The sequence below is a fragment of the Spirosoma sordidisoli genome, from assembly GCF_004138325.1.
In the GTDB taxonomy this organism is placed as follows: Bacteria; Bacteroidota; Bacteroidia; order Cytophagales; family Spirosomataceae; genus Spirosoma; species Spirosoma sordidisoli.
The window spans coordinates 447,676-460,435 of sequence record NZ_SBLB01000004.1 but is presented as its reverse complement, the minus strand read 5'-3'; the positions used below and the strand labels follow the sequence as shown (position 1 = coordinate 460,435).

The window sequence follows — 12,760 nt, the reverse complement described above, 5'->3', positions numbered from 1 at the left end:
TGATTTGTATCCGTTGTATTATTATAGAAAACTAATGAGTCGAATAGCGCCTTATTCCGTATATACGTAATAGTATAAGTAAATAAAGATATCCCTAAGTAAATATTTTTATAGTATAATTTCTAATTTTAGCCTTCAATACAGCCTCTCCCCTACAATTTCTACATTAGTGATTAACTGTTCAGCTATTCGTAGACGATTTGCGGATGCATTACCACCGTTCCATTCCATATACCCATCTAAACCATGTTTTTCAGCGTGATTTTGACGGGTATATGCCGCCTGTGAAGGCGTTTGCGGGCTATTCGTTCAGGAGTAACCTGCCCCGATATACCTACATTCTGATTGCATTGACTGGTTTTCTGGGGTTACTGGGTGGCGGTACGGCCGTGGGTCAGCCAGTTGCCCGGCAGGGCGTGCTGGATTTGAGGCAGACGGATCTTTCGCAGGATGACGTGGCGCTGAGGGGGGAGTGGGTCTGGTACTGGAACCAGCTGCGTTTACCCAACCAGCCCGAATCGGCACACGAGTTCACCGATTTTCCGAAGCTATGGTCGTCCAGCCAATGGCAGAGACATGCCATACCCAGCCAGGGGTTTGCTACCTACAGACTAACCGTTCTGCTGCCGCCGGGCTCGGCGCCGATCATGCTGAAAGTACCCGATCACTACTCGGCTTATCGGCTGTTCGTGAACGGTACAGACGTCGCTCATGATGGCAACCCGGCCACTACCGCTGCCCAAACCATTCCGCACTGGTCGACCCAGCTGGTTCGGATGCCAGCTGCCGATACCCTGCAGCTACTGCTTCAGGTGGCTAATTTTCACCACGCCAAAGGGGGCGCTTCACAAGCTATACGGATTGGGGAGACCACGCAGATGGAAGCCAGTATGGCCACAGACCGGGCCCTGGCGCTGTTTCTGACGGGCTGCGTGCTGATGATCGGCTTGTTTTTTCTGGGGCTGTACGGTTTTAGCCGGATGGATCATCCCATGCTTTATTTCGGCCTGTTCTGTCTGGTGTACAGCTACCGCCTGATCGGCACCAACCTGTACTCGCTGCATACCCTGTTTCCGGGTTTACCCTGGGGCCTCACACTCCGGCTCGAATACGCATCGCTGTACCTGGCCATCGGCATCTTTGTCATTTATACGCAGTCGCTGTACCCGAAAGATACCCATCGGCGCATCATTACGCCCATGACCTGGATCTGTTTCCTCTTTGCCGGAACGGTGTTGGTGTTGCCAACGGTCGTATTCACGCAGCTGATGAATCCGTTTCTGGTCCTGATGGTCGCCTACATTGGGTATGCCATGTATGTGTACTGGACGGCCTATCGGCGGCAGCGCCCGGGAGCCGCGTATTCGCTCATGAGTACGGGGCTGCTCCTGTCGGTATTCAGTTTGATTCTGGCGCAGTATTTCGGCGTTGCCACTCCCGTTGTGCTCATATTGTTTGTGGGCTATGTGGGCTTCTTCTTCCTGCAGGCGCTTGTGCTGGCCTACCGGTTCTCGTTCGCCCTGAACGAAGCCCGCTATACGGAGAAGCAGTTTCTGGCCAACATGAGCCACGAAATCCGGACGCCCCTCAATGCTATTCTTGGCTTCTCGGCCATGCTCGAAACAACGCCCCTCAATACGGATCAGCAGGAGTTTCTGGGCTTTATTCGTACGGCGGGCAAAAACCTGCTGACCATCGTTAATGATATCCTCGATATTGCTAAAATTGAAGCTGGCATGTTACCCTTAGAATCGATCCCGTTTAGTATCAATTCGCTGACGGACTCAATCCGAACCATGCTCCAGCCCGTGGCTTCGGAAAAGAATTTACAGCTCACGGTCTATGTCGATCCTTCCTTACCGGCCATCGTGCTGGGCGACCCGACCCGGCTGACCCAAATTCTGCTGAACCTGCTCAGTAATGCCATCAAATTCACCAAACAGGGGGGCGTAACCGCCCGAATCGAAAAACTGGACGAAACGGCTGATCTGGTTCGGGTGCGGTTTGTGGTGCAGGATACAGGAATCGGCATAGCTGCCGATGTACTACCCTATATTTTTGAACGATTCCGGCAGGCCAGCGATTTTACGACCCGCTATTACGGCGGTACCGGGCTGGGACTCAATATTGTCAAGTCGCTGACCGAGATGCAGGGCGGCTGGGTAACCGTAACGAGCCGGCTGGGCGAAGGGTCGTGTTTCACGCTCGAGATACCGTATAAGATAGCGCCCAGCCAGGTCGAGACAGAAGGTGATCTGTTCGTAGCGCCATCCGGGCTCATTGGCCAGAACGTGCGTATACTGGTTGTCGAAGACAACATGATGAACCAGAAGCTGGCTCTGCAGGTCCTCAAGCGGCTGGGCTATACGGCGCAGGTGGCCGAAAACGGGCAGGAAGCGCTGGACAAACTGCAGGAAGAACCGTTTGATCTGGTGCTGATGGATATTCAGATGCCGGTCATGGATGGTTACACCACCACCCGCCACATTCGGAACACCCTGCAAAACTCGGTCCCGATCATCGCCATGACGGCCCATGCGCTGGCTAGCGAACGCGAGCAGTGTATTCAGGCCGGTATGAATGACTTTTTGCCCAAGCCGTTTCAGGTTGAGGAGCTGCAGCGCGTTATGCGGAAATACACCCCCATGGCCCGTCCTGATGCGGTTGCGGATCCGCTGCCGGCCCAGCCAGCCCCGGCTCCGCCCCAGCCCGCCACCAGTTCGGCCTTTACGCTCGAACCGCTACTGAACGCGGTAGATAACGATCCGGGCTTTGCGGCTGAGATTCTGGACCTGTTTCTTGAGCAGACACCGGTTGAACTGGAGCAGATCCGGCAGGCCCTGACCGCACAGGACACAAAAACAATTGGCCGGCTGATCCACACGCAGAAGGTGCCCATCCGGACGTTTGGCCTGACGTACATGAGTCCGCTGATTGCCACCCTGGAAGAGCAGATTGCCGCCGGTAACGAAGCCGCCGACGTTGCGCCACTGGTCAAACAGTACATACAGGCCATCGAAACCGAGCTGCCCGTTATGCGGCTGGCCCTGGAAACGACCCTACGGGGCACCACTGCCGACTAGGTACACAACTGTACCGGCTTTGTCGTTTATTGCGGCATGAATTCCTTGTCTCTGTATCTACAGGCCTTTTTGTACATCGCGGCCGGGCTGAATCACTTCATAAATCCCAGACCCTATCTGGCCATGATGCCGCCCTACTTACCCGCTCATAGCCAGATGGTGATCTGGAGCGGGGTTGCCGAAGTGGTACTGGGTCTTGGTCTGTTGCTGCCCGCCACCCGCCCCTGGGCCGCCTGGGGGCTTATTCTGCTGCTGATGGCTGTTTTTCCGGCCAACGTGTTCATGGCAACCAGCAGCCGGTTTCAGAAACTGCCGGCCTGGCTGCGCTGGGGGCGGCTGCCGCTGCAGGCCCTGCTCATCTGGTGGGCCTACCGCTACACCTAGCTTTAAGCGCTTTATACCTGGCTCAGAACGAAGTTGTGGAGCATTAAGCCTTTTTCAATTGGTTGGTTTTCTTTAGCTCTTTGCCGAAACCAATAGGTACGGTATTGTGGGTGCGCATCCATTGTAAACCCTGTTGCAGTGGCTCCTGGGTGTACAACAGCTTCCGATCGATTCAGTGGTAGAAATCCTCCATCAGTAGCTCTCCGTAACGGGGTGATTCAGAATGATTCGGTTGTTCCAGACGGCGTAGAGGGGAGCAATGATTTTCGCTTCAATGTCGGTCAGGTTGGCCATGAGCGAAAACAGACGATCTACGCAACGTCGGAACTGTTTAGTGCAGGACCAGATTCATAAAAAACTTTACCGACTCGTGTTATGTGTTCTTTAAGGTCTGTTTTTGTATGTAATGTTTGATCGAAATGTCAATTGTATAAGGTAGCAGAAGATCATCAATTTCATTTTCAATGTTATATAAAATTGACATAGTTAGTTTGGAGCCTTCTAAGCACAGATCGATATCAGAGCCTGTATGATAGTTGCCTTTAGCTCTTGAACCATACAAAATAGCCCGGTCAACCTGAGGATACCGTTTGAATATCTGCTGCAGTGCCATTGTTGCACTATCGGGTAATCCAAAAGGCATCATTAAAATAAACTTGTTTGTGTACCAGTCCTGTTTTGTTCCATAACGTATTGAAAGTTGAGGAACTCAGGGTGATATAACTCTAGAATATCGATAAAAATCTCGTCAGCAGTTGCCTGGTTATACGTATACGTATGCGAGGTTTTGTTTCTGCTTGCAATCATAGCCATCCAGGCTTCGCCATTTTTAATTAATCCCGTAGCAAAAGCTGCTCGGGTTGCGTCTCTGGAGCCATATATAGGTGTTGTTCCTCTTTCCATAAGAAAGTCTTTCATGACATTCCAGGCCAACTCATGGGTGTACTCAAATCGTTGAATGAGGCCTTCCTTGATGAGTTCATCTTCTTCGGCAAATAGTTCTTCCTGAAAAACATCGTGCCTATAATAATTTGCTTTAATGCGAATAACCGCCTGATCTAATTTGGCTAACGCTTTTTTATAATTAGCAAACCGTTGTTGCCAGCGAATATCCTGACTATTGTTCATAGGCTTTATTCTTCTGTTTTGGAGCCGAATGTTTTAGAGCGTGTTTAGAAATTGAGAAAGGTTGAGCGTCGTGAGCTTTGGTCGAATGGAATACCGACCGCCCCGGCGGCTCGGTTTGAGAAGGCTTCACGCCCTGAAACAGCCCACGGTTTCGTACTCATAGCCAAACGTAGAACGTAGGTAGTGGAACAGTCAATCGCCTGGATGGAGCGCACGGGCGCCCCTGTTCTTTCGACGGATTAGCAAAGACTACGAGTATGCTACATCAACTTCTGTGAATTGGCTGTATTTGGCTAACAGCCAAATCATGTTGCAACGGATTGACGCTTTGTACCAGCATAATTTCTCAATACACTCTAAACACTGTCAAATTGGTATAGCCTTATAAATCGGGTAAATCCTCTACAACTACAATTGTACCGCCTAGCTCAACGTCAGCGTGATTACTTTTTCAGCCAGCTCTCTGGCACCGGTACCGGGGGTTACAGACTGCTCTTTCACCTTGCCCCGGCCCTCTACCACAACCCGAAACCCGCGGTTTTCGAGCAGAAAGAGCGCATCGCGCAGGGTTAACCCGCGTACGTCGGGTACCTGATCCGATCGGGTCGGCCGCGATTGCCAGCGGCCCGTGGCCGACTTTTCGACCCAGCCTTCGGTGCTGGGCTCGTTCTGGGTGTTCAGGGCCGTACTGATGGTATGCAGATCGTCCGAATACCCGGCCAGCATACCGGTTGTGGTGCTGCTGGGGCGGGTGCTGGCCCGGATGGGTGCGTGCATACGTATATCGTAGGCAACAATCCGGTCGGCTACCTGCTTGAATACCGGAGCCGCTACCGAGCCTGCGTACAGGAGATCGATGTTGTTGCCCTGCGGACTATCGACCACCGTAATCATGCTGTACTTTGGCTTGTCGGCCGGGAAGTAGCCAATAAACGAGGTGTAGTATTTACCCACCTGGTATTTACCATCAATGATTTTCTGGGCCGTACCGGTCTTGCCGGCAATGGCGTAGTGCGGATTGTTGATGTGCTTGGCCGTTCCGTGCGATACTACCCCGCGCAGCAGCTCCTGTGCCTTGCGGGCAGTTTCTACCGAGCAGATGGGCTCGGGTGCCACGTAGGGTACGTTGTCCTGAATGAGTTCATTGGCGAGCCTGATCTGCCGGACAATAGTAGGTCGTACCCAGCGCCCTCCGTTGGCCACAGCATTGTAGAACGCCAGCATCTGAAGCGGGGTGATCTGCATCTCATAGCCGTACGACATGGAGGTGAGCGAGACCTTGCTCCAGCCTTTCATATCGGGGTTCCGGACCACGGGTATAGCTTCGCCTTTCATGTGTATGCCGGTTGGCTGCGTCAGGTGAAACCGGCGCAGGTACTGGCAATACAGGTCCGGGCGGCTGTAGAAATAGGTGCGCATGAGCATGTGCGTACCAACATTCGACGATTTTTCGAAGACCTGCCGGGCCGTGATGGTACCGGCTCCGCCCCGCTTGGCATCGCGGATGTGTAGCCCTTTGTAGATCGTTGAGCCTCCGCCCGTAGCAACCGGCTGCTCGAGCGAAATGGCTTTTTCTTCCATCAGGGCCATCATGGTCGCCAGCTTGAAAGTAGAGCCAGGGTCTGTGCGGCCGGCCAGCGCGTGGTTGAAGTTTTCGGTGTAGCCGGTGCGGGTTTTGCTGAGGTTCGCCATGGCCCGAATTTCGCCGGTAGCCACCTCCATCACGATCACACAGCCTTTGGCCGCGTTGTATTTTTCCAGCGCCGACCGCAGCGCCGACTCGGCCATGTCCTGGTAGTTGATATCGATGGTGGTGTACAGATCCATACCCGGCTCGGGGCGCATGTCGGGTCCATCTTCAACCGGTTTGCGGACACCACCCGAAAGCACTTCGACCAGCCCGACGGCGTTTTTACCCGCCAGCGCCGGCTGGAACGAGGCTTCGAGCCCAATCAGCCCCCGCCCAGTTTTGGCATCGAGGTTGCCGATGGTCCGTTCGGCCATCGATCCGAACGGATGGTATCGTTCGTAATACGGACGCAGCACACCGCCCCGGGCCGCCACCTTGGGCGACGATCGAAAAAACGGCCATTTGAGCATTTCCTGCCGCTCCTGAAACGTAACCCGACGGCGGTTCAGGAGTACGTACCGGCGTTTGCGCGCGCGGGCATCGCGTACCAGATCGGTATAGTCCCGCGCCGACCGGTCTTTGTAGATGCGCGACAGCAGCAGCCCCAGCGAGTCAACTTTTTTGGCGAAATACTCGGGTTTGGCCTGCGTCGGGTCGAGCCCAACTACGTAGGTAGGCAGGGAGGTAGCCAGCAGGCTCCCGTCGGCTGCGTAGATATTGCCGCGCATGGCCGGAATGGTGTCGCGCCGGATCAGGGTGGCGGCTACCCGTTCGCGCCAGAATTTGCCCTTGAACGTCTGGAAATACTGGACGTACACCAGCCGCATGATAACGCACATGGCCAGAAAAATAACCACGTAGTAGACGTGATTGGCCCGCGCAATGATGTCCTGCTTAATGTTCATCGATCTTGACAACGAGTTTATGGGGTGGTGTCAGACTGCTGTCGGTAAGGCCCAGGGCGGCCACCCGCTTGCTTAGTTCAGATTGCTTGCCGCTGAGGTTATAATCGGCCTGCAATACGGTAGCCTGCGAACGAAGCTCATCAACCTGCGTTTTGGTCCGCTGAATCCGCCGGACCAGCCGTTCGGCATTGTGGTTCAGGCCGATGTAGATAATCAGCAGGAAGGTAACCCACAAAATGCGGTCGATATGCCGAATCGGCCAGGCGTTATCTTCGCCAAAGAGCCGGTCGAGTCCAATAAAATCGTTGAGCCACGACGCCAGCCTGATCTGCCGCCGTTGCTTTTTCTGTTTGGCAACCCGTTCGGGCTGTTTGAACGTGTTTTTTGCCATGAAGTGGGTAGGGTCTTGACGCAATACGACAAAGTAACGAAATCCCCGGCGCTTGTTGTAGCCCGAAATCGCCTTCGTAGTAAATGGTCCCGGCTACTCTTTCCAGCGCCACTCGTTCGCAATTTGCAGCGGAGTGCGTAACCCCTGGGCAACCAGGTAGTCGCGGGTTTGGGTGTCGGTTTGTCGGCGCGTCGGAATATCGTCGGCATCGGCCAGGGCGTAGAGGAGCATGCTGGCATAGCGCACCGTATTCTTCAGCTGATCGGGGTTGACGAGGTCGATCCGGTCGCAGTTGGCGTGATAACAGTCGAGTACGGAGCGGTCGAGGTGACCGTTCATACCCACAACCGGTACGCCCTCCAGCATAAACGGCTGATGATCGGAGTGCAGCCCGGCCTGGTTCAGCATCTGGTTGGCAAAGGCGGGTTCGACCTGCTTCATGGTTTCGCCGACGGTTGTCAGAAACGGCAGTATATCGGTACGGCCGAAGGCATTCAGACCGCTGGGATCGTTGGTCATGTCGAGGTTCATCATGTAACGAACCCGGTCCAGCTGCCCGCTTTTCTTCAGGTTGTCGACGCTCGCCCGTGAGCCGAGCAGCCCCTGCTCTTCGCCCATGAACAGCACGAACTCGATGGTCCGTTTGGGCTTCAGCTTCAGGGCGCGGAAGGTGCGGGCAATGTCCATCACGGCAAACGACCCGATTCCATTATCGATAGCGCCCGTTGCCAGATCCCATGAATCGAGATGACCGCCTACAATGATTTTTTCGTTGGGGAGTTTGGACCCGCGCAGGGTGGCGATGACGTTACGGGCGCGAATTTTCCGACTCGTATTGGTCATGTCGATGACGGCATGAAGCCGCTCGCGTTCTTCTTCCATCCAGCCCCGAATCGCCTGGCCGCTTTCCAGCGAAACGCAGACCGACGGAATGGGAATAAGCTTCCCCGTAACCGATGCGGTGCCGGTTAGCAATACATTGCCGGGAACCAGGTTGACCATGATGACCCCCGTTGCGCCGTACTGAATGGCGAGGGCGGTTTTTTCGGACCGGTGCAGGTTGCGCGCGCCTTTGGTGGGGGCGGCCAGACCAATATTGACCAGCACCACCTTACCCTTGATTTTGTCGCGCAGCCCCGCAAAATCGCCTTCCAGACCATTGCCAACGTCAATGATTTCTCCTTTGATATGGGCTTCGACGGGTGAGTGGGCCAGCGCCACCACGGGTACTTCGCGGAAGTTGTCGCTGCGGTTGGGAACTACGGCCAGCGTAACGGTATCGCGCCCCCAGGCTTCTACCTCAAAGGGTTCGTAGCGCACGTTGTCAAACCCGTACTGGGTCAGCAGCGCATGGGCATACTCTTCCGCCCGGGAGCCGTTGGTACTGCCTGTCAGGCGATGGCCAATACGCTGCGACGCGTCAGACAGCGTTTCGTACGCTTTGCTGTGCTGCTGAACCTCGTTGTTGATGCGGGTAAAGGCTTTTTCGAGCGGGAGTTTATCTGGGTTGAAGGCGGTTATAAAACCGGCAGAACTGAGGGTGAACAGCACGAGCCGGAGTCGCGGCACGGTAAACGTTCGGTGCATAGAACGAGAGTAAGATTCGTTGCTAAAGATAGAGAAAAAAAAGCTCACTGATTAAGCACAATTGTTTAGACACCGCCTTTCTCAAAAGCGTTCTAGCAAACGGCAAAAAAGTTTGCCAAACAACGCTTATTTACCTTTAGGTGTTGATGGTAACCTGGTTGGTTTTATATATTTGATCGATCCATCAAACTATGAAAACACAGCTTATTTACGTCATCGCCCTACTGGCTGCCCTGTCGGCCTGCACACCGCAGGCCCAGGTGGTAACCTTACGGGGCAGCAATGTACAACCCGCTGCCGACGGGTTTGTACTCGATACCGATACGCTCACCCTGCGCTACTCGTTTTCGAGTGAGCGCGGTCAGATGGTCGTCTCGCTGGTCAATAAACTCGACCGCCCGCTGTATGTCGACTGGAAACGGTCGTCGTTCATCATTGGCGAAGATAAAATGGACTACTGGACCGATGTGGCCGATGTCAATCTGGCTACGTCGTCCTATACCAGCCGCTACTGGCGCTACACAATTGGCTCGGTAGCGGGCACTATTTCGAAAGACGATGCGGTGTCGTTTATTCCGCCCCGCACCCGGCTTGAAAAACGCCGGTTTGTGGTGGTGCCGAACGGGGCCCTGCGGCTGACGGGAACCCCAACGGTTCGGAACGAGCGGCCTAACTGGAATCCTGAACGCAAAAAACCAATCGATATAGCGGTTTATTCGTACGAGCCCAGCGAGTCGCCCCTCAGGTTCCGCAATTACCTGACGCTCTCGACCGATAAAGACTTCAAATCCGAGTTTCATCTCGATACGTCTTTCTGGGCGGCCGGGGTTGAGGTGATGCCAAAGCTGCAGGTGATGGGACCCATGGTACAGCAGTTTAACGGGACGTATTCGGCGCAGGTGCCGTTCAAAAAAAACGACGGCTTTTACATTCCCCTGCCGGCCCAGCAATAGAAAAACGGGTTTTAAACTCTTGGCCCCTTTTCCCAGAAAACCTTTCAGGCATACATGTTACCATTGATACCAACCCATTTGGGGGCTCACCTGCGTTTTTGTAACCTTGGGTCGGGGCCGTTTTCTGGTGCATCAATGGCCGTAACCTTCGTACGTATGAAACCACTACTTGCTTTGATCGGTCTGTTGCTGGCCGTTCCCGCTCTGGCGCAAACCGCCGACGAAACGGCTGCCAAAGCCGTTATCACCCAGATGTTCGACGGCATGAAACGAGCCGATTCAACGGCGCTCAAATCCCTATTTCTGCCGGGTGCCCGACTGCAGAGTGTTGTCAATAAGCAGGGCGAGGTATCGGTCAGCGATCAGGCCATCGATCGGTTTATCACCTCGGTAGGCAAAGCAAAGGCGGGCGCGCTGGACGAGCGGCTCAGTGGCATGGAGGTCAAGGTAGATGGCGATCTGGCTACCGTCTGGACACCCTACTCGTTTTATTACAATGGTCAGCAAAGCCATTGTGGTGCTAATGCGTTTACCCTTGTACGAATATCGGGTGCTTGGAAAATTCAGCACATCATCGACACCCGCCGAAAGTGCCAGTAGGTTACTACCCCCAGTTAGGTAGTCGTTTTTCCAGAAAAGCCGCCATGCCTTCCCGGGCATCGTGGGTTTGCTGAAGCTGCTGAAACTGATCGTGTAAAAAGGCCTGCTGCTGATCGGGTGGCAGGCTTTTCAGCGTCTGGAAGGCCCGTAGACCGAACTGCATGGCCACGGGCGAATACAGCCTGAGTTCGTCGGTCAGGAGCCGGACGGTTGGGTCGAGTCCATCGGCGGGTACGGAATGGGTCACCAGCCCGATCTCCTGCGCGTCGGCTGCGTTGAGGGTGCGGGCCCGAAGGCAGAGGTCGAGGGCCCGCCGGGCTGGCATGATGTCGAGCAGAACGGCCAGAACCTGAAACGGGAACAGCCCCCGTTTTACTTCGGGCAGGGCAAAGGTGGCCGAATTGGCCGCTACCACGTATGTACTGCCCCCCACCAGCAAAAAACCACCGGCATAAACCGGTCCCTGGACCCGCGCTATACAGGGCTTGTGTAAACCGGCCATGAGTTCGCCCAGCCGAACGGGGCCTGCCGGTTCGGGCACGCTCGCCTGTTCATCACTCCCCGCCGAGAGCGATTTTAAATCCATACCAGCGCAGAACGTGTCGCCCGTAGCCGCCAGCACAACGATCCAGACGTCGGCGGTGTAGTGCGCATAGGCCAGGGCGAAAGCCAGTTCGGCCAGCATGGGCGGGTGGAGCGCGTTCTTTTTTTGCGGACGGTTCAGGGTGATGGTCAGTATATGATCGTTGAGAGAAACGAGCAGGTAACGGAAGGTATCGGTGGGCAGCTGCGCGACTTGTTCGGCGGTGTAAAGCATGGGCAAAAGTAGAGAAAAGGCCGTTTACGGAATGTGCTTAATCGGCTATATAGTAAAACTACCGTAGCTGCTCAGGATACTGACCCGGTACCCTTTCGTTTGCATAAGATGGTAGAAACTGGTCGTTCAATTGTTTGGTTAACCGCAGCATAAGGCGCCGGGGTCCGGGCTGATCTGTTACGCCAGCCTCCGCACTCTAGGTCTTTGGAAATAAACTGTGTGTAGATGAAACCCGTGGAACAACAGCTGACGGGGGGCGCGAAAAGAAATTGTACGGAGTCGGGAGGGAGGGGAGCTAGACGAGCTGTTTCCAGGTGCCTTTGATCCAGTTGTATTTCAGCGTGCTGGGCAGGGCTTTCCAGAAATACTTCGTCACATCGACCGCAAATGACGGCTGCATGTAGCAGTTGATGGCACAGCCTTCGCAACCGGGCAGCCGACCTTCCTGCGCTACCAGCTGCTGTACATCGGCTGAGCGGTAGAGGGTGTACAGATTGTTGTTGATCGGGTGATCGGAGAGGCCGAGGTGATAGCAGGGCAGAACGAGCTTGTTTTCGGGCGAGATTACGATGGTTGTGCTGGCGGCCCGGCAAACGGGTTTGTCGATGTGGTTGCCGCCATCGCGCCGGAGCTGGATGAAGCCGTCGTTCAGGTAAACATTGGGTTGTTTGCCCCACCAGGCCATATCCCGCAGGGCGCTGTCGGATAACTGCCCGCCGGTGTCGACGCTGTTGTACTCGAAAACCGGATTCAGAATCAGGACCAGATCGTTGGGTCGGCAAATGTCTTCGTACATAGCCCGGATCTGGTGAACGTTATGGTCGAAGACGGTAAACAGAATGTCGGGCCGTTCGCCGAGTTGCCGGGCTATGTCGATCGACTCCATCACTTTGTCAAAGCTACGGACCCCCCTGGATCGGTCATGCTCCTCGGCCACCGGCGAATCGAGCGAGAAGTGCAGCATATCGACCAGTCCCCGAAGCCGCTCGGCCTGTTTGGGGTAGAGCAGCGCGTTTGTTGTAACGGTCGTGATGAGGCCGAGCTGTTTAGCTTCGCTCAGGAGCTCGGGCAGCTGGCGGTGCAGTAATGGCTCTCCCCCCGTAAAATCAATGACCCGAACGCCCAGCCGACGAAGATCGCGGAGGTTCGCCCGGGCATTGTCGAGGGTAACATAGGGCGATGGCCGCTCCCAGATATCGCAGAAACTACAGCTGGCGTTACAGCGGTACGTCACGTAGTAGTTACACAGAACCGGGTGTCGGACAAGGCGCATACGAATAAA

11 protein-coding genes are annotated in these 12,760 nt (G+C 54.8%); 4 read left to right on the top strand and 7 right to left on the bottom strand.

Features of this window, described 5'->3' with window-relative positions; all coding sequences use genetic code 11:
- Positions 1–275 precede the first annotated feature (275 nt).
- The gene (locus EQG79_RS16835; protein WP_165358917.1) at positions 276–3,083 is read left to right on the top strand and encodes a response regulator; all 2,808 of its coding nucleotides are present in this window, start codon (positions 276–278) and stop codon (positions 3,081–3,083) included.
- A 36-nt stretch (positions 3,084–3,119) separates the two neighbouring features.
- Entirely contained in the window at positions 3,120–3,467 is a 348-nt protein-coding gene (locus EQG79_RS16830) for a DoxX family protein (RefSeq protein WP_129602726.1), read from the top strand.
- 373 nt (positions 3,468–3,840) lie between these two features.
- On the opposite strand, the gene EQG79_RS16825 is transcribed toward EQG79_RS16830, so the two are convergent.
- From EQG79_RS16825 to EQG79_RS16800, 5 genes are all read right to left on the bottom strand, one after another.
- On the bottom strand, positions 3,841–4,113 hold the full coding sequence (locus tag EQG79_RS16825; protein WP_240699376.1) for a nucleotidyltransferase domain-containing protein: 273 nt from the start codon (positions 4,111–4,113) through the stop codon (positions 3,841–3,843).
- Positions 4,113–4,595 (bottom strand): nucleotidyltransferase substrate binding protein, encoded by a 483-nt coding sequence (locus EQG79_RS16820; RefSeq protein ID WP_129602724.1) that lies wholly within the window; start codon positions 4,593–4,595, stop codon positions 4,113–4,115. The genes EQG79_RS16825 and EQG79_RS16820 overlap by 1 nt, the downstream gene beginning before the upstream one ends.
- 423 nt (positions 4,596–5,018) lie before the next feature.
- Positions 5,019–7,130 (bottom strand): penicillin-binding protein, encoded by a 2,112-nt coding sequence (locus tag EQG79_RS16810; protein WP_077922534.1) that lies wholly within the window; start codon positions 7,128–7,130, stop codon positions 5,019–5,021.
- Positions 7,120–7,521 carry an FtsL-like putative cell division protein gene (locus EQG79_RS16805; RefSeq protein ID WP_077922533.1) on the bottom strand — a complete coding sequence of 134 codons (402 nt, stop codon included), beginning with the start codon at positions 7,519–7,521 and terminating at the stop codon, positions 7,120–7,122. The genes EQG79_RS16810 and EQG79_RS16805 overlap by 11 nt, the downstream gene beginning before the upstream one ends.
- Before the next feature lie 93 nt (positions 7,522–7,614).
- Positions 7,615–9,108 carry a M28 family peptidase gene (locus tag EQG79_RS16800; protein WP_077922532.1) on the bottom strand — a complete coding sequence of 498 codons (1,494 nt, stop codon included), beginning with the start codon at positions 9,106–9,108 and terminating at the stop codon, positions 7,615–7,617.
- Between the two features lie 191 nt (positions 9,109–9,299).
- Between EQG79_RS16800 and EQG79_RS16795 the strand changes: the two genes are divergently transcribed.
- Complete coding sequence (locus tag EQG79_RS16795; RefSeq protein ID WP_077922531.1) at positions 9,300–10,061, top strand: hypothetical protein; 762 nt, start codon at positions 9,300–9,302, stop codon at positions 10,059–10,061.
- A 156-nt stretch (positions 10,062–10,217) separates the two neighbouring features.
- Entirely contained in the window at positions 10,218–10,661 is a 444-nt protein-coding gene (locus tag EQG79_RS16790) for a nuclear transport factor 2 family protein (protein ID WP_077922630.1), read from the top strand.
- Positions 10,662–10,665: 4 nt separating this feature from the next.
- On the opposite strand, the gene EQG79_RS16785 is transcribed toward EQG79_RS16790, so the two are convergent.
- Complete coding sequence (locus EQG79_RS16785; RefSeq protein WP_077922530.1) at positions 10,666–11,478, bottom strand: enoyl-CoA hydratase/isomerase family protein; 813 nt, start codon at positions 11,476–11,478, stop codon at positions 10,666–10,668.
- A gap of 295 nt (positions 11,479–11,773) precedes the next feature.
- Positions 11,774–12,751: a radical SAM protein gene (locus tag EQG79_RS16780; protein ID WP_077922529.1), complete on the bottom strand. Its 978-nt coding sequence runs from the start codon at positions 12,749–12,751 to the stop codon at positions 11,774–11,776.
- Between the last annotated feature and the right edge of the window lie 9 nt (positions 12,752–12,760).

Bases quoted from the DNA above. Each gene is read 5' to 3' on its own strand.
- EQG79_RS16790 (WP_077922630.1), top strand. From the start codon at position 10,218: ATGAAACCACTACTTGCTTTGATCGGTCTGTTGCTGGCCGTTCCCGCT.
- EQG79_RS16795 (WP_077922531.1), top strand. From the start codon at position 9,300: ATGAAAACACAGCTTATTTACGTCATCGCCCTACTGGCTGCCCTGTCG.
- EQG79_RS16805 (WP_077922533.1), bottom strand. From the start codon at position 7,521: ATGGCAAAAAACACGTTCAAACAGCCCGAACGGGTTGCCAAACAGAAA.
- EQG79_RS16780 (WP_077922529.1), bottom strand. From the start codon at position 12,751: ATGCGCCTTGTCCGACACCCGGTTCTGTGTAACTACTACGTGACGTAC.
- EQG79_RS16810 (WP_077922534.1), bottom strand. From the start codon at position 7,130: ATGAACATTAAGCAGGACATCATTGCGCGGGCCAATCACGTCTACTAC.
- EQG79_RS16835 (WP_165358917.1), top strand. From the start codon at position 276: ATGCCGCCTGTGAAGGCGTTTGCGGGCTATTCGTTCAGGAGTAACCTG.
- EQG79_RS16785 (WP_077922530.1), bottom strand. From the start codon at position 11,478: ATGCTTTACACCGCCGAACAAGTCGCGCAGCTGCCCACCGATACCTTC.
- EQG79_RS16820 (WP_129602724.1), bottom strand. From the start codon at position 4,595: ATGAACAATAGTCAGGATATTCGCTGGCAACAACGGTTTGCTAATTAT.
- EQG79_RS16800 (WP_077922532.1), bottom strand. From the start codon at position 9,108: ATGCACCGAACGTTTACCGTGCCGCGACTCCGGCTCGTGCTGTTCACC.
- EQG79_RS16825 (WP_240699376.1), bottom strand. From the start codon at position 4,113: ATGATGCCTTTTGGATTACCCGATAGTGCAACAATGGCACTGCAGCAG.
- EQG79_RS16830 (WP_129602726.1), top strand. From the start codon at position 3,120: ATGAATTCCTTGTCTCTGTATCTACAGGCCTTTTTGTACATCGCGGCC.